Origin of the sequence: Streptomyces sp. NPDC053542, from assembly GCF_044544685.1 — a bacterium.
Taxonomy (GTDB): domain Bacteria; phylum Actinomycetota; class Actinomycetes; order Streptomycetales; family Streptomycetaceae; genus Streptomyces.
This window is the reverse complement of record NZ_JBITXL010000011.1, coordinates 20274-36033: the sequence shown is the minus strand read 5'-3', so window position 1 is coordinate 36033 and position 15760 is coordinate 20274. Positions and strand designations below refer to the sequence as shown.

Genomic DNA, 15760 nt, shown 5'->3' with positions numbered 1-15760 from the left:
ATGACCCCGCCCCCTCCGCAGCGCCGCCGACGCGGCACCGGCGCCGTCGCCGCCCGTCCCCGCAAGGTCGGTGGTGTGCGACGGTCCCAGATGGTGACGACATACGGCGTCGGCGCCATGATCGCCGTGGACAACGAGTCCTTCGTCGTCGCGGGCCTCGACACGTGGGACGTCTCCGAGGCCCCCGAGGTCCTGGAGCGTCGCCTGGCCCGCATCCTGCGCGTGCGTGCCTTCCGCCAACCTCCCGCCCCCGATCCCGACCGCGGCAAGGACGGAGTCCGTGTCCGTCGCTTCCCCGAGTGGTACTCCTGTCCCAAATGCAGCGTCCTCCAGCCCTTCTTCAAGTTCAACTCTCCGCCTCGAGCGGCGCGGTGCGGGGAGTGCGAGGAGGAGCTCGTCCCTTCGCGCTTTGTGTTGGCCTGCAACAACGGGCACATTGCTGACTTCCCGTACTGGCGGTGGGTGCACCGTGGCAGCGGTCACGCCGGCGGTCTCTGCGGCGGCACGTTGTCACTTCGTACCAACGGCAGCACGGCCTCCCTGCGTTCGGTGGTCGTGGCGTGCAGCTGCGGAGTGCCCGAGGTGTCCATGGAAGGCGCTTTCCGCAGTCGTGTTCTGCGGGATCTGGGCATCCGTTGCGAGGGCCGCCGCCCGTGGCTGAAGGACGCACCCGTAGAGGCGTGTGATCAGGTGCCGCGAGCGATGCAGCGAGGTTCCTCCGCGGTGTGGCATCCGCTGGTCGCCAGTGCCTTGTCGATCCCGCCGTGGGGGGAGGGCCTGCACAAATTGGTGGAGAAGCACAAGCTGATCGGCGCCTCCGAGGACACCGTCCGCTGGTTCGCCAAGCACCACCCGGCTGTGCTGAAGAGTGTGGACGCGACGGTCGACGACGTCATCGACCTCGTACGGGCTGTCGAGGAGGAAGACGCGAAGGCTGCGGAGGACGACATCCCCGCGCCGCGGGCGCACAGTGCACTCAGGCAGGAGGAGTACATCCGGCTGGTGCGCGGCAACCCCGAGCGATACGCCGCCGAGTGGCAGCCCTTCGTGTGCGAGAAGCCCCAGGGCACTCCGGACGCGCTGCGCTCGCTGGGGCTGTACGACACCATGCTGGTCAAGCGGCTGCGCGAGGTGCGGGCGCTGGCGTCTTTCATGCGGGGCGACCTGCCTTCCGAGGCCGACTCCGAACGGCGTAAGGCGTCGCTGGCCCTCTCCGACGACATTGACTGGCTGCCGGCGACAGAGGTGATCGGCGAGGGCGTGTTCGTGCGTCTGGATGCGGACCGGTTGCGCGCCTGGGAGGCCGAGCCGGCGGTCGCCGCCCGCGCGCAGCGCATCCGCGACAGTCATCTCACCCAGCTCCGACGCCGCGCGAGCACGCCGGCCGGCCCGGTGGCGAGGAGATCGGAGGAACCGGATTCGCCGGTCTCCCCCCGCTATCTCCTGCTCCACACCCTCGCCCACATCCTGATCAACGAGTGGAGCCTGGACGGTGGCTACCCCACCTCCGCCCTGCGAGAGCGCCTGTACTGCGGTGACGACATGGCAGGCACCCTGCTCTACACCGCCACCAGTGACTCCGCCGGCAGCCTCGGCGGCATTGTCGCCCAGGGCGAGCCCGACCGCCTGGTCCACACGCTCAAAGCCGCTCTGGCCCGCGCCGCCTGGTGCTCGAACGATCCGCTGTGCATGGAGTCCGAGGCAGCCGGCGTCGACAACGTCAATCTTGCCGCCTGCCACGCGTGCGTTCTGCTGCCCGAGACCAGCTGCGAGACCAACAACAGCTTCCTCGACCGAGCCCTTCTGATCGGGACCCCGACGGGCAGCGTGCCCGGGTTTTTCCAGGGCGCCGTGTAAGCCGGGGCCGCGGGGAGGGGCGCTGCCGAGCGCCCTCCGGAGCGACTCCGGTGCCTCATGGTTCGGTCGCCCTTTTCGGTGAGCGGAGAGTCAGACCCCGAGTCGCTCCGGAAACGCCTCAGGGGCCATCCGGAGATGGCCCCTGAGCTGCAAAAACACCGTCGGGACGACAGGATTTGAACCTGCGACCCCTTGACCCCCAGTCAAGTGCGCTACCAAGCTGCGCCACGTCCCGGTGCTTCGCGCCGTTCCCGGGCGGGCCCGGTCGGTGCGTGCAGAAGAAAAATACCTGTCCGCGGCCCGGAATCCAAAACGGGGTCCTGATGGAGATCTGTCCGGGGTCCGGGCGCGGCGCCGCGCGCGGTGTTTCAATGCCGCCATGGGCAAGGACGTAACGGTACGAATGCGGCGTGTGTACGACGCCGTGGACCCCGATGACGGCGCGCGGGTGCTCGTCGACCGGCTCTGGCCGCGCGGGCTCTCGAAGGACGCGGCGCGGCTGGACGAGTGGTGCAAGGACGTGTCGCCGTCGAACGAGCTGCGCAAGTGGTACGGGCACCGGGCGGAGGCGTACGAGGAGTTCGCCGAGCGGTACCGCGCGGAGCTGGCCGGGGAGCCGGGGAGCGGCGCGCTGGAGCGGCTGCGGGAGCTGGCGGCGGACGGGCCGCTCACCCTGCTGACGGCGACCAAGGAGCTGGAGCTCAGTCATGCGGCGGTGCTGCTGAATCTGCTGCGCGAGGGCGTCTGAGGCGCCTCGCGCACCGTCTCTGACCTGCACGGTTGACGAAACATACGGAGGACTGCATAGTTATACCCATCAGCGTATGCACTGTAAGGAGAAACCCGTGACCGAGCGCGTCGTACTCGCCTATTCAGGCGGTCTGGACACCTCTGTCTGCATCGGCTGGATCGCCGAGGAGACGGGCGCCGAGGTCATCGCCGTCGCGGTGGACGTCGGCCAGGGTGGCGAGGACCTGGACGTCATCCGCAAGCGCGCGCTCGCCTGCGGTGCGGTCGAGGCCGAGGTCGCGGACGCCAAGGAGGAGTTCGCCGACGAGTACTGCCTCCCGGCGGTCAAGGCCAATGCGCTGTACATGGACAAGTACCCGCTGGTCTCCGCGCTCTCCCGGCCGGCCATCGTCAAGCACCTGGTCGCCGCCGCGAAGAAGCACGGCGCCACGACCGTCGCGCACGGCTGCACCGGCAAGGGCAACGATCAGGTCCGCTTCGAGGCCGGCATCTCTTCGCTGGCCCCGGAACTGAAGTGCATCGCGCCGGTCCGGGACTACGCGATGACGCGGGACAAGGCGATCGCCTTCTGTGAAGAGAAGAACCTGCCGATCGCGACCACCAAGAAGTCGCCGTACTCGATCGACCAGAACGTCTTCGGGCGGGCCGTCGAGACCGGCTTCCTGGAGGACATCTGGAACGCGCCGATCGAGGACGTGTACGAGTACACCGCCGACCCGGCCACGCCGCGCGAGGCCGACGAGGTCGTGATCACCTTCGAGGCGGGCGTGCCGGTCGCGATCGACGGCCGCCCGGTGACGGTTCTGCAGGCGATCCAGCAGCTCAACGAGCGGGCCGGCGCGCAGGGCATCGGCCGGATCGACATGGTCGAGGACCGGCTGGTCGGCATCAAGAGCCGTGAGGTCTACGAGGCGCCGGGTGCGATCGCGCTGATCACCGCGCACCAGGAGCTGGAGAACGTCACCGTCGAGCGCGAGCTGGCCCGCTACAAGCGGCAGGTCGAGCAGCGCTGGGGCGAGCTGGTCTACGACGGCCTGTGGTTCTCGCCGCTCAAGCGCGCCCTGGACGGCTTCATCAACGAGGCAAACCAGCACGTCTCCGGCGACATCCGGATGACCCTGCACGGCGGCCGCGCCGTGGTGACCGGCCGGAAGTCCGACCAGTCGCTGTACGACTTCAATCTGGCGACGTACGACACGGGTGACACGTTCGACCAGTCGCTCTCGAAGGGCTTCATCGAGCTCTTCGGCATGTCGTCGAAGATCGCCGCCAAGCGTGACCTGGCCTGACCGGTAACGTCCGTACCGCACAGCCGCCTCCCCGCCCTCCGGCGGGGAGGCGGCCGTACAAGACATCAGCTTTGAGGAGCGAAGCAAGTGAGCAACGGCAACAGTGGTGACGTGCGCCTCTGGGGCGGCCGTTTCGCCGATGGCCCGGCCGAGGCCCTGGCGAAGCTGTCCGCGTCGGTCCACTTCGACTGGCGTCTCGCGCCGTACGACATCGCCGGCTCCCGGGCCCACGCCCGCGTGCTGAACAAGGCCGGGCTGCTCACGGACGACGAGCTGACGCGCATGATCGCCGGCCTCGACCAGCTCGAACGGGACGTCGCCGACGGCTCGTTCACCGGCACCATCGCCGACGAGGACGTGCACACCGCGCTGGAGCGCGGCCTGCTGGAGCGGCTCGGCCCGGACCTCGGCGGCAAGCTGCGGGCCGGCCGGTCCCGGAACGACCAGGTCGCGACCCTCTTCCGGATGTACCTGCGGGACCACGCGCGGATCCTCGGCGGCCTGCTCGGCGAGCTCCAGGAGGCGCTGATCGGGCTGGCCGAGGCGCACCCGGACGTCGCGATGCCCGGCCGCACCCACCTCCAGCACGCCCAGCCCGTCCTCTTCGCGCACCACGTCCTCGCGCACGTCCAGGCGCTGTCCCGGAACGCCGAGCGGCTGCGCCAGTGGGACGACCGCACGGCCGTCTCGCCGTACGGCTCGGGCGCGCTGGCGGGTTCGTCGCTGGGCCTCGACCCGGAGGCCGTGGCCAAGGACCTCGGGTTCGAGCACGGCTCCGCCGGTAACTCCATCGACGGCACGGCGTCCCGGGACTTCGTCGCGGAGTTCGCGTTCATCACGGCGATGATCGGCGTCGATCTGTCGCGGATCGCCGAGGAGGTCATCATCTGGAACACGAAGGAGTTCTCCTTCGTCACCCTCCACGACGCCTTCTCGACCGGGTCGTCGATCATGCCGCAGAAGAAGAACCCGGACATCGCGGAGCTGGCGCGCGGCAAGTCGGGCCGCCTCATCGGCAACCTGACCGGCCTGATGGCCACGCTCAAGGCCCTCCCGCTCGCGTACAACCGCGACCTCCAGGAGGACAAGGAGCCGGTCTTCGACTCCTGCGACCAGCTGGAGACCCTGCTCCCGGCCTTCACCGGCATGATGGCCACGCTGACCGTCAACCGGGAGCGCATGGAGGAGCTGGCCCCGGCCGGGTTCTCGCTGGCGACGGACATCGCGGAGTGGCTGGTCAAGCAGGGCGTGCCGTTCCGTGTCGCGCACGAGGTCGCGGGCGAGTGCGTCAAGGTCGCCGAGGCCGAGGGCAAGGAGCTGGACGACCTCACCGACGAGCAGTTCGCGAAGATCTCCGAGCATCTGACGCCCGAGGTGCGGACCGTGCTCAACGTGCCCGGCGCGCTCGCCTCGCGCAGCGGCCGCGGCGGCACGGCGCCCTCGGCGGTCGCCGTCCAGCTCGCCGAGGTCAAGGCGGACCTGGCCACGCAGCAGGCGTGGGCCACGGCCAAGCAGAAGTAAGCCCTCGTGGCGGCAGCGGCCGCCGTCCGGTCTCCCCGACCGGGCGGCGGCCGCTTTTGTGTGCTTATCGTGAGACAGTCAAGAATTCAATGAGACACTCGCGTCTCATTCGCGTACGATCTGTCTCATGGCCGTGGACAGAGAACGCGTACTGAAGGACGCTGCGGCGCTGCTCACCCGGAGAAGCACCGCTTCGATGGACGACATCGCGCGGGCCGCCGGGATCAGCAGGGCGACGCTGCACCGGCACTTCGCGGGGCGGGACGCGCTCATCCGGGCGCTGGAGGAGCTGGGCATCAAGGAGACCGGGCAGGCGCTGGACGCCGCCCGGCTGGCGGACGGCGGCGCGGACGCCGCGCTGCGCCGGCTGGTCGGCGCGCTCGAGCCGGTCGCCGGGGTGCTGGCCTTCCTCTACACCGAGAACCAGCTCTTCGAGGGCGAGGAGATCAACGAAGGCTGGCTGGCGCTCGACGCCCGGATACACGCGCTCTTCCGGCGGGGACAGGAAGAGGGGACCTTCCGCATCGATCTGACTCCGGCCTGGCTGACCGAGGCGCTGTACGGGCTGATCTGCGCGGGCGCCTGGTCGGTGCACGAGGGCCGGCTGGCCCGTGCCGACCGCAATCACTCCATCGCCGAACTGCTGCTCGGCGGCGTACGAAGGGAGAGCGCCCGATGACGGGGGCCGTGGCCGCGGGAGCGGCCGGGAGAACGACAGTGGAAGCGCCGCGTCCGGGGCGCTGGCTCGCGCTCGCCGTGCTGGTCCTCGCGGTGCTGCTGGTCGGCGTCGACGCCACGGTGCTGGGCCTGGCCGCGCCGTACCTCAGTGAGGACCTGCGCCCCTCGGGTACGCAGCTGCTGTGGATCGGCGACGTGTACTCGTTCGTCATCGCCGGTCTGCTGGTCTCGATGGGCAGCCTGGGTGACCGGATCGGGCGCAAGAAGCTGCTGCTGACCGGCTCGGTGGCGTTCGGCGCGATGTCGGCGCTCGCGGCGTACGCGACCACGCCGGAGATGATGATCGCGGCGCGGGCGCTGCAGGGCGTGGCCGGTGCGACGCTGATGCCGGCCACCCTCGCGCTGATCCGCAACCTCTTCCACGACCCGCGCGAACGCAGCCTGGCGGTGGGCGTCTGGGGTGCCGCGGCCTCCGCGGGCACCGCCGTCGGCCCGGTGCTCGGCGGCTTCCTGCTGGGCCACTTCTGGTGGGGCTCGGTCTTCCTGATCAACCTGCCGGTGATGGTGGTCCTGGTCGCCGTCGGCATCAAGGTGCTGCCGGAGTCCCGCAATCCGGAGCCGGGGCCGTGGGACCTGGCCAGCGTCGGGCTGTCGCTGGTCGGCATGGTCGGCGTGGTCTACGCGGTCAAGGAGGCCGCGGCGCACGGAGTCGGGGCCGGGGTCGCGATCGCGGGCGTCCTCGGCGTCCTCGCGCTCGTCGGCTTCGTACGCCGCCAACTGCGGCTTCCCACCCCGCTGCTGGACATGAAGCTCTTCAGCAACCGGGGCTTCTCCGGCGCCGTCCTCGCCGACCTGCTGACCATCCTCGGCCTGGCCGGGCTGCTGTTCTTCCTGTCCCAGTTCCTGCAGATGGTGCAGGGCCGCTCGCCGCTCAACGCGGGACTGGTCGAACTGCCCGCCGCCGTCGGCGCGATGGGCGCCGGCCTGGCCGCCGGGCCCGTCGCGCGCCGGCTGTCGGTGCGGACGGTGGTCTCCGGCGGGCTGGTGCTGGTGGGGCTCGGACTCGGGGCGTGCGCCTGGGTGAGCGCCGACACCGCGACGCCGGTGCTGTGCGCGATTCTCTTCATCGTCGGTGTCGGCGCGGGCTTCTCCTTCACCGTCACCGCCGACGTGATCCTCTCCAGCGTGCCCAAGGAGCAGGCGGGCGCCGCCTCGGCGGTCTCGGAGACGGCGTACGAACTGGGCTCCGCGCTCGGTATCGCGCTGCTCGGCTCGGTGGTCACCGGCGTCTACCGGAACTTCACGGCGCCGGAAGGGGTGCCGGCCGGCGCGGTGACCGAGGCGCGCGAGTCGCTGGGCGGTGCGGTGGAGACGGCGGGCGACCTGCCGCACCGTGCGGGCGAGGCGCTGCTGCACGCCGCGCAGCGGGCGTTCACCGACGGCATGGAGGCCGCGGCGGTGGCCGGCGGCGTCATCTCGCTGGCGGCCGCTGCCGCCGCGTGGATACTGCTGCGCGGCCGGACGCTGGAGGGCGGCGACTGAGGGGCTGTGCTGCGTTTTCGGCGTTTTCGGCGTTTTCGGCCGGGTCCCGCAGGTGCGGGCCCGGCCGGTGCGCGTCCCGCGGCCGGAGCACGCGTCCGCGCCGGTAGCCTGCGCCGTGCCAGGACTTCGAGCGCTTCCGGAGGAGGACCGTCATGGCACTGGCCGCCGAGGACCGCACCGCCATCGCCGAGCTGCTCGCGCTGCACGGGCACCTGTTCGACGAGGGTGAGCTGCACCGGCTGGACGAGCTGTTCACCGCCGACGTCGTCTACGACGTCAGCGACTTCGGGCAGCCGCCGCTGAAGGGCGTACGGGCCATCCGTGAGGCGGCGTACGCGCTGGGCGAGGCCATCCCGGTGGGCCACCACGTCACGAACATCGTCCTCGCCGAGCTGCCCGACGACGGCGGGGTGCACGCCCGCTCCAAGGGCATCGGCGTCAACGCGGACGGCACGTGCGGGACGGTCACGTACGAGGACACCGTCGTACGGGCCGCCGACGGCTGGCGCATCAGCCACCGCAGGGTCCTCGCGCGCCGGGCCCCGCTGGGCGGCCGCTGACACCGGGACGAGCGGGCGCTGACACCGCAGCGCAACGTGCCCCCTGCCGCCGACGGCGACAGGGGGCCCGAGGTAGTGACAGTGCGTCAGGCAGCCTTGGCCTTGGTGGCGTACACGTCGACGTACTCCTGGCCGGACAGCCGCATCACGTCGCTCATGACCTCGTCGGTGACCGCGCGCAGGACGTAGCGGTCCCGGTCCATGCCGTCGTACCGGCTGAAGTCCAGCGGCTCACCGAAGCGGCAGGTCACCGGCGCGAGGCGGGGCATGCCCTTGCCGCCGGGCTGCACCTTGTCGGTGCCGATCAGCGCGAAGGGGACGACCGGCGCGCCGGTCATCAGCGTCAGCCGGGCGATGCCGGTACGGCCCCGGTACAGCCGGCCGTCGGGGGAGCGGGTGCCCTCCGGGTAGATGCCGAAGACCTTGCCCTGCTCCAGGACGCGGCGGCCGGTCATCAGCGCGGCGACGCCGCCGTGCCCGCCGTCCCGGTCGACCGGGATCATGCCGGCGGTGGTGAAGAACCAGGCCATCAGGCGCCCCTTGACGCCCTTGCCCTTGACGTACTCGTCCTTGGCGATGAAGTACACCTGGCGCTTGGTCCGCTGCTCCACGATCAGCGACAGGAACAGCGAGTCGATGAAGGTGACGTGGTTGCCGGCCAGGATCACCGGTCCGCTGCCTGGAATGCCCTCGATCCCCTCGACCTTCGGGCGGAACAGGACACGCATGACGAATCCGAGAGTCGCCTTCAGCAGAATGCGGGACAACGGGCCCTCCGGTTTGACTGGTCAGTGCAGGAGTCTGCAGGTGGGGACGATACTCGCGGCTCATCCTCGATCGCACATCGGGTTCATGTGATCGATACGCAGAGTTGACAGCCCCTTCCGCTGCGTCACGGGTGGTTAACCGGGCCGTCATGCGAAGAACGCAGGGTCCCCGTCTACGCAGCCTGCGGGACGGATGATGCGTACGGACGTTCGCAAGTGGCCGGAAGGGATCGCCGCGGACCACCCATACGTCACGCGCGTTCACCCGCGTGTTCGGTCGGATGTCTCCCACCGGAAAGCTGTACGGGCCTACGATCAGCCCGGCACCGGCAGGTGCGGCACATCAAAGAGAAGCGTGAGGAATCGGGGACACATGGACAAGGCGCAGCGACCCGGGCGGCGGACCGTACTGAGCGCGGCGGCGCTCGGCGCCGGAGCGGCGGTGCTGGGCGGCGGGGCCGGTACGGCCGTCGCGGCCGGGCGCGTACAGGGCGGCCACGGCGGCGGTGAACTGCCCGTTCCGCTGGTCGTCGGCCACCGCGGCGCGAGCGGCTACCGCCCCGAGCACACCTTCGGCTCCTACCAGCTCGCCCTGGACATGGGCGCCGACGTCATCGAGCAGGACCTCGTCCCCACCAAGGACGGCCGCCTGGTCTGCCGGCACGAGAACGACATCACCGCCACCACCGACGTCGCCGACCACCCGGAGTTCGCGGGCCGCAGGACGACGAAGACGGTGGACGGCGTGAAGCTCACCGGCTGGTTCACCGAGGACTTCACGCTCGCCGAGCTGAAGACGCTGCGCGCCAAGGAGCGCATCCCGCAGACCCGGCAGCACAACACCCTCTACGACGGCCGCTGGCAGGTGCCGGAGTTCGAGGAGGTGCTGCAGTGGGCCGAGCGCGAGGGCCGCAGGCGCGGCCGCCGCATCTGGCTGCACATCGAGACCAAGCACCCCACCTACTTCCGCAAGCTGGGCCTCGGCCTGGAGGAGCGGCTCGCCAGGCTGCTGCGCCAGTACGGCCGGCACAAGAAGGGCTCCCCGAACTTCCTGCAGTCCTTCGAGCCGAGCAGCATCGAGCGGCTCGGCAAGCTGGGCCTGGAGTGCCCCAAGGTCGTCCTGCTCAGCACGCTCAGCAGCCAGCCGTGGGACTTCAAGGAGGCGGGCGACAAGCGCACCGTCGCCGACCTGGTCAAGCCCGAGGGGCTGCGCTGGATCGCCTCCTTCGCGCAGGGCATCGGCCCGGACCTCACCGTGATCATCCCGCGCACCGCCGACGGCAAGCTCGGCACGCCCTCCTCGGTGGTCAAGGACGCGCACGACGCGGGCCTGGTCCTGCACCCCTACACCGTCCGCAACGAGAACACCTTCCTCCCGGTCGACCTGCGCAAGGGCAGCGACCCGGCCGCGTACGGCGACTCCCTCGCCTTCTTCAAGGCGCTCTTCGCCACCGGCATCGACGGGCTGTTCTCCGACAACCCGGACACCGCGCTGCTGGCGGCCGCGGAGTTCCGCAAGAGCTGACCGACGGCTGTACCGGCGGCTGTACCGGTGGGGCGACGGCGGGCGCGGGGTGGTGACCCCGGCCCGCGCGTCGCCCGCCCGGCGCAGTGCTTCCCCGCGCGCAGGACCGCGTTGACACACCGAAACCGCGGGCCTGCCCGGCGCTGTCAGCGCGGACATGACGGACCGCGACCGTGACCGTGAACTGATCGCCGCGCTGCGCCCGCTCCTCGCCGCCGAGGCGGCGGCCGAGGCGCCCGCCGCCGGGGCCGAGCCCGAGGACATCGAGCAGGGCGTGTGGGCGCGGCTGCTCCGGTACACCCGAATGGCCGGTCCGCCGGCCGAGCCCGGGCGCTGGCTGCGCCGGGCGGTACGCGACGAGGTGCGCGGCGCCCTGCGGCGGTCCCGCCGCGAGATCCCGTACGACCCCACCGGCACCCAGCCGCGCGTCGGCGCCGTCGCCGAGCCGCTCGCCCTCGATGCCGAGCGGCGCCGCGCGCTGCTCGCCGTCGCCGACGAACTCCCGGGCCGCTGCCCGGAGTTGGTACGCGCTCTGTTGTCCGGCGGCGATCCGACCTACCGTGATGTCTCATCTGAGTTGGGAATGTCACAGGGGAGCATGGGGCCGCTCCGTTCCCGTTGTCTGGCATGTCTGCGCAGAATGCTGACGGCGGAGGTTGGGCTTCCTGAACTCCGGGGAAAGGAGCGATGACCCCGCCATGGCGGCGCCGCGCATCCCGTGGTGCCATCAAGTCAGGGCAGATCCGTCCGGGCGCCGCACCACACCCTCATGGCGCCCGGGCTCACCGAACCGAAAAGGGGAGGCCAGCACGCATGGGCATGAGCGTGACCATCTCTGCGGCGACCGACAGGGACGCCGAGCAGATCCTCAAGCTGCAGTACCTGTGCTACCAGTCCGAGGCCGCGCTGTACGACGACTACTCGATCGAGCCGCTCACGCAGACGTTCGATGAGTTGCGCGCCGAGATGCGCGACGGATGCGTGGTGGTCGCCCGCCTCGGCGACGAGGTCGTCGGCTCCGTGCGCGGTGCGGTCGACGCCGACGGCGTGGGCAGCATCGACAAGCTGATCGTGCATCCGCGGATGCAGCGGCACGGGCTCGGCAGCCGGCTGCTGGCCGCCGTCGAGGAGCGGCTGACCGCCGAGCACGCGGTCACCCGCTTCCGGCTGCTGACCGGCCACCGCAGCGAGGGCAACCTCCGGCTGTACCGCAGCCGCGGCTACGCCCAGGTCGGCACCGAAGAGGTCAGCCGCCGGCTCAGCCTGATCACGCTGGAGAAGGACGCGACGGCGCAGAAGTACGTCGCGAGCGCCTGAGCCTTCCCTTCCTGTGCCGCGGGCCCCGCACGTGCATCCGCACGTACGGGGCCCGCGGCCGTGAGCGAAATGGGTTCAGCCGGCGCGACGGCCGCGGCGCAGCCAGAGCAGCCCGGTGACCGGCAGGAAGACCGGGATGAAGAGATAGCCGTAGCCGAACCCCGACCAGACCGTGGAGTCGGGGAACGCGGACGGCTCCAGCAGCGTCCAGGTGCCGACGCCGAGCACGCCCAGCAGCTCCAGGCAGCAGCAGACCAGCCCCGCCCTGCGCGCCTTCTCCCCGCCGCGGACCAGCGAGAAGAGGATGACGGCGTACACCACGGCGGAGACCGCGGACAGGATGTACGACAGCGGCGCCCGGTCGTACTGGGCGATCAGCTGGTACACGGCGCGCGAGCCGGCGCCGACGGTGAAGACGCCGTACAGCCAGACCAGCAGCCGGCCGGGGCCCGAGCCCAGCGAAAGGCGGCCGCCCCCGGGCTGCTCGGTGGTCGTCGCGGGCTCAGCCATGGCCGCCTCCCCAGATGTCGTACAGCCGTACCTCCAGCACGGCCAGCACCACGGCGCCCGCCGCGACGGTCACCGAACCCCAGCGGGTCCGCTCCGACAGCGACAGGAACCCGGCGGCGGGCACGCACGCGGCGGCGCCGATCAGATAGGCGAGAAAGATCGCCGTACCGTCGTCGGGCTTCTCGCCGCCCGCCAGCTTCACGATGCCGACCACCAGCTGCACGAGCGCGAGCAGCGAGACGATCGCCATCCCGATGAAGTGCCAGTCCTTGGTCGGTTCGTCGCGGTACGCCGCGAAGCCGCACCAGGCGGCCAGTACGAGGGCGGTCACGCCGACCGCGACCGTCAGCGCGTCGATCACCGGGACCTCCGCGCGGCGGCGCGGCTGCGCGCAGTGGGGCTGTGGGGCATGTCCCCGACTTTAATCGGCGCCCGCGGCCCGCCCGCGCGCGGCCCCGGCCCGGCGGCCGCGCCCGCGCACCCCGTACGCTCGGCGACCATGAAGCTCTCGGTTGACGCCCTCCTGTTCGACAACGACGGCACGCTCGTCTCCTCCATGGACTCGGTGCACCGCTGCTGGTCGCGGTGGGCCGAGGAGTACGGCGTCACCGAGGAATTCGCCCGGGTCGAGCTGCACGGCCGGCCCGCCGCCGACATCGTCGCGGACCTGCTGCCCGCCGACCGGGTCCCCGAGGCGCTGGCCCGCATCGAGGAGCTGGAGACGCAGGACGTCGACGGCGTGGTGCTGCTGCCCGGCACCCGTGAGCTGCTGGACTCCCTCCCGGCCGACCGCTGGGCCGTGGTCACCTCCGCCACCCGCAGGCTCGCCGAGGCCCGCCTCGCGGCCGTCGGCATCCGCCCGAAGCACCTGATCACCGCGGACGACATCACCCGCGGCAAGCCCGACCCCGAGCCGTTCCTGCTCGCCGCCCGGCACCTGGGCGCCGACCCGGCCCGCTGCGCCGTCTTCGAGGACGCGCCCGCCGGGGTCGCGGCGGGCCGCGCGGCCGGCGCGAAGATCGTGGCGTTGACCACAACGACCACCGCGGACGAGCTGGTGGCCGATGTGATCGTCCCCGACCTGTCGGCGGTGTCCGCGCAGGCCACGGCGGACGGCGTGGAGATCACGACCGCCGGCTGAGCCGGTGTCCACGGGCTGATCCGGCCTGTCCGGAATCCGGACTGGCTTGATCGGTCCGCGCGCGTGTCTGGTTTACTGGCCATCATGACCACGACGAGCTGCCGCATCCCCGCGACCGAGGCGCACCTGACGCCCGGTGCTCGTTGCCTGTGTCGAATGTGTGACCGCTGAGGGCCCCCGCCTGAGCCTCGCGCCCCGAAGCGAGACCCGCTGCCATGTGCCGGACGACCCGTACAGAAGCGCTCCGTACCTCCCGTACGCACGCGTTCCGTACGCACTCCCGGCCGCCCCGCGTCACCGGACCCCGGAGCCGGGCGCCCGCCGCCCGCGTGCCTCCGCGATCCCCATGCCGCACTCCGCAATGAATGCCCCGTGCCCGGCGGACGAGCCGCCGAGCACTCGACCATGACGGATATCCCTGTGATCACCACTACGGGCCTCACCAAGGTCTACCGCTCAGGCGACCGCGAGGTCACCGCGCTGGACGGCGTCGACCTGCACGTCCGCGAGGGCGAGGTGTACGGCGTCATCGGCCAGAGCGGCGCCGGCAAGTCGACGCTCATCCGCTGCGTGAACCTCCTGGAGCGTCCCACCTCCGGCACGGTCACCGTGGCCGGCCAGGACCTCACCGAGCTCGCCGGACGCGGCCAGCGGGCGAACCCCGCGCTGCGTGCCGCGCGCAGCCACATCGGCATGGTCTTCCAGCACTTCAACCTGCTGTCCTCGCGCACCGTCCAGGACAACATCGAGTTCCCGCTGGAGATCCTGAAGGTCTCCCGCCGTGAGCGCCGCCGCAAGGCGCTGGAGCTGCTGGACCTGGTCGGCCTCGCCGACAAGGCCAAGGCGTACCCCGCCCAGCTCTCCGGCGGCCAGAAGCAGCGCGTCGGCATCGCCCGCGCACTGGCCGGCGACCCCAAGGTGCTGCTCTCCGACGAGGCCACCAGCGCCCTGGACCCGGAGACCACCCGCTCCATCCTCCAGCTGCTGCGCGACCTCAACCAGCAGCTGGGCCTCACCGTCCTCCTCATCACCCACGAGATGGACGTCGTGAAGACCATCTGCGACTCCGCGGCCCTGATGAAGGGCGGCCGGATCGTCGAGCAGGGCACCGTCTCCGAGCTGCTGGCCACGCCCGGCTCCGAGCTGGCCACCGAGCTGTTCCCGGTCACCGGCGAGGCCACGGCCGACGACCGCACCGTCGTGGACGTCACCTTCCACGGCGAGGCGGCCACCGAGCCGGTCATCTCCACCCTCTCGCGGACCTACAACGTCGACGTGTCGATCCTCGGCGCCGCCATGGACACCGTCGGCGGCAAGCAGATCGGCCGGATGCGCATCGAGCTGCCCGGCCGCTTCGAGGACAACGTCGTACCCATCGGCTTCCTGCGCGAGCAGGGCCTCCAGGTCGACGTCGTCGGCCGTACCGAGCCGGCCGCCGCGCCCGCCACCGTGCTGACCAAGGAGGTCGCCAAGTGACCTGGAACGACATGCAGCCGGTGCTCTACGAGGGCATCCTCGACACCCTCTTCATGGTGTGGTGGTCCACCGTCTACACGGTGATCGGCGGCCTGATCCTCGGCGTCCTGCTGGTCCTCACCGACCGCGGCGGACAGCTGCAGAACACCGTGGTGAACAAGGTCGTCAGCGTCGTCGTGAACATCGGCCGGTCGCTGCCCTTCATCATCCTGATGATCGCGATCATCCCGTTCACCCGGTTCGTTGTCGGCACCTCCATCGGCCCCTCGGCCGCGGTCGTGCCGCTCGCCGTCGGCGCCGTCCCCTTCTTCGCGCGCCTGGTGGAGACCTCCCTGCGCGAGGTGGACGGCGGGCTCGTCGAGGCCGCCCAGGCCATGGGCGGCGGCACCTGGACCATCGTCTTCAAGGTGCTGCTCCCGCAGGCGCTGCCCTCGCTGGTCGCCAGCCTGACCAACACCGTCATCACGATCATCAGCTACTCCGCGATGGCCGGTGCGCTCGGCGCCGGCGGCCTGGGCAGCGTGGCCATCACCTACGGCCAGCAGCGGTACGACACGCGCTTCATGCTCGTCACCGTGGTACTGATCATCCTGATCGTGACCGTCATCCAGCTCATCGGCGACCTGGTGGTCCGGCGGCTCTCCCGCCGCGGCGCCCGCGCCGCCGCCCCCGTACGCCTGCTGAAGCTGCCCAAGGCCCGCACCGCGGCCCCGGACCCCGAGGCCCGCACCGACGCGGCCGCGGTCCGCGAGACCGCGGACGAGGCCGCCTGAGCCACCACCCCGGAGCCCGGACCCTTTGCCGGGCGGTACACCACCTGTGAGAAA

The 15760-nt window shown here is 71.1% G+C and carries 16 protein-coding genes and 1 tRNA gene; 13 read left to right on the top strand and 4 right to left on the bottom strand.

Features of this window, described 5'->3' with window-relative positions; genetic code table 11:
• Positions 1-1857, top strand: coding sequence for a DrmB family protein (gene drmB / locus ACIGXO_RS27865; protein WP_399792243.1), 1857 nt, complete (start codon positions 1-3; stop codon positions 1855-1857).
• Between the two features lie 161 nt (positions 1858-2018).
• Here the strand turns inward: drmB and ACIGXO_RS27860 are convergent.
• A tRNA-Pro gene (locus tag ACIGXO_RS27860) sits at positions 2019-2092 on the bottom strand.
• A 144-nt stretch (positions 2093-2236) separates the two neighbouring features.
• Between ACIGXO_RS27860 and ACIGXO_RS27855 the strand changes: the two genes are divergently transcribed.
• The 6 genes from ACIGXO_RS27855 (at position 2237) to ACIGXO_RS27830 (ending at position 8197) form a co-directional block, all read left to right on the top strand.
• Positions 2237-2605 carry a DUF488 domain-containing protein gene (locus ACIGXO_RS27855; RefSeq protein ID WP_399792241.1) on the top strand — a complete coding sequence of 123 codons (369 nt, stop codon included), beginning with the start codon at positions 2237-2239 and terminating at the stop codon, positions 2603-2605.
• Between the two features lie 97 nt (positions 2606-2702).
• Positions 2703-3896 carry an argininosuccinate synthase gene (locus ACIGXO_RS27850; protein ID WP_399792239.1) on the top strand — a complete coding sequence of 398 codons (1194 nt, stop codon included), beginning with the start codon at positions 2703-2705 and terminating at the stop codon, positions 3894-3896.
• 87 nt (positions 3897-3983) lie between these two features.
• A complete protein-coding gene (gene argH, locus ACIGXO_RS27845; protein ID WP_399792237.1) occupies positions 3984-5417 on the top strand; it encodes an argininosuccinate lyase in 1434 nt (477 codons plus the stop codon).
• A gap of 127 nt (positions 5418-5544) precedes the next feature.
• On the top strand, positions 5545-6096 hold the full coding sequence (locus ACIGXO_RS27840; protein WP_399792235.1) for a TetR/AcrR family transcriptional regulator: 552 nt from the start codon (positions 5545-5547) through the stop codon (positions 6094-6096).
• A complete protein-coding gene (locus ACIGXO_RS27835; protein WP_399792233.1) occupies positions 6093-7637 on the top strand; it encodes an MFS transporter in 1545 nt (514 codons plus the stop codon). Before ACIGXO_RS27840 ends, ACIGXO_RS27835 begins: the two co-directional genes overlap by 4 nt.
• 152 nt (positions 7638-7789) lie before the next feature.
• On the top strand, positions 7790-8197 hold the full coding sequence (locus tag ACIGXO_RS27830) for a nuclear transport factor 2 family protein (RefSeq protein WP_399792231.1): 408 nt from the start codon (positions 7790-7792) through the stop codon (positions 8195-8197).
• Between the two features lie 86 nt (positions 8198-8283).
• On the opposite strand, the gene ACIGXO_RS27825 is transcribed toward ACIGXO_RS27830, so the two are convergent.
• Positions 8284-8964, bottom strand: coding sequence for a lysophospholipid acyltransferase family protein (locus tag ACIGXO_RS27825; RefSeq protein ID WP_399792229.1), 681 nt, complete (start codon positions 8962-8964; stop codon positions 8284-8286).
• Positions 8965-9337: 373 nt separating this feature from the next.
• Here ACIGXO_RS27825 and ACIGXO_RS27820 point away from each other — a divergent pair, with 373 nt between their 5' ends.
• From ACIGXO_RS27820 to ACIGXO_RS27810, 3 genes are all read left to right on the top strand, one after another.
• Positions 9338-10489 carry a glycerophosphodiester phosphodiesterase gene (locus ACIGXO_RS27820; RefSeq protein ID WP_399792227.1) on the top strand — a complete coding sequence of 384 codons (1152 nt, stop codon included), beginning with the start codon at positions 9338-9340 and terminating at the stop codon, positions 10487-10489.
• A gap of 157 nt (positions 10490-10646) precedes the next feature.
• The gene (locus tag ACIGXO_RS27815; protein WP_399792225.1) at positions 10647-11180 is read left to right on the top strand and encodes an RNA polymerase sigma factor; all 534 of its coding nucleotides are present in this window, start codon (positions 10647-10649) and stop codon (positions 11178-11180) included.
• A 122-nt stretch (positions 11181-11302) separates the two neighbouring features.
• A complete protein-coding gene (locus ACIGXO_RS27810) occupies positions 11303-11806 on the top strand; it encodes a GNAT family N-acetyltransferase (protein ID WP_399792223.1) in 504 nt (167 codons plus the stop codon).
• A 75-nt stretch (positions 11807-11881) separates the two neighbouring features.
• On the opposite strand, the gene ACIGXO_RS27805 is transcribed toward ACIGXO_RS27810, so the two are convergent.
• Positions 11882-12316 carry a hypothetical protein gene (locus ACIGXO_RS27805; protein ID WP_399792221.1) on the bottom strand — a complete coding sequence of 145 codons (435 nt, stop codon included), beginning with the start codon at positions 12314-12316 and terminating at the stop codon, positions 11882-11884.
• Positions 12309-12677 (bottom strand): hypothetical protein, encoded by a 369-nt coding sequence (locus ACIGXO_RS27800; RefSeq protein ID WP_399792219.1) that lies wholly within the window; start codon positions 12675-12677, stop codon positions 12309-12311. Before ACIGXO_RS27800 ends, ACIGXO_RS27805 begins: the two co-directional genes overlap by 8 nt.
• A gap of 138 nt (positions 12678-12815) precedes the next feature.
• Here ACIGXO_RS27800 and ACIGXO_RS27795 point away from each other — a divergent pair, with 138 nt between their 5' ends.
• The 3 genes from ACIGXO_RS27795 (at position 12816) to ACIGXO_RS27785 (ending at position 15706) form a co-directional block, all read left to right on the top strand.
• The gene (locus tag ACIGXO_RS27795; protein ID WP_399792217.1) at positions 12816-13457 is read left to right on the top strand and encodes an HAD-IA family hydrolase; all 642 of its coding nucleotides are present in this window, start codon (positions 12816-12818) and stop codon (positions 13455-13457) included.
• Positions 13458-13862: 405 nt separating this feature from the next.
• Positions 13863-14933, top strand: coding sequence for a methionine ABC transporter ATP-binding protein (locus tag ACIGXO_RS27790; protein WP_399792215.1), 1071 nt, complete (start codon positions 13863-13865; stop codon positions 14931-14933).
• Positions 14930-15706 (top strand): methionine ABC transporter permease, encoded by a 777-nt coding sequence (locus ACIGXO_RS27785; protein WP_399792213.1) that lies wholly within the window; start codon positions 14930-14932, stop codon positions 15704-15706. The genes ACIGXO_RS27790 and ACIGXO_RS27785 overlap by 4 nt, the downstream gene beginning before the upstream one ends.
• Positions 15707-15760 lie beyond the last annotated feature (54 nt).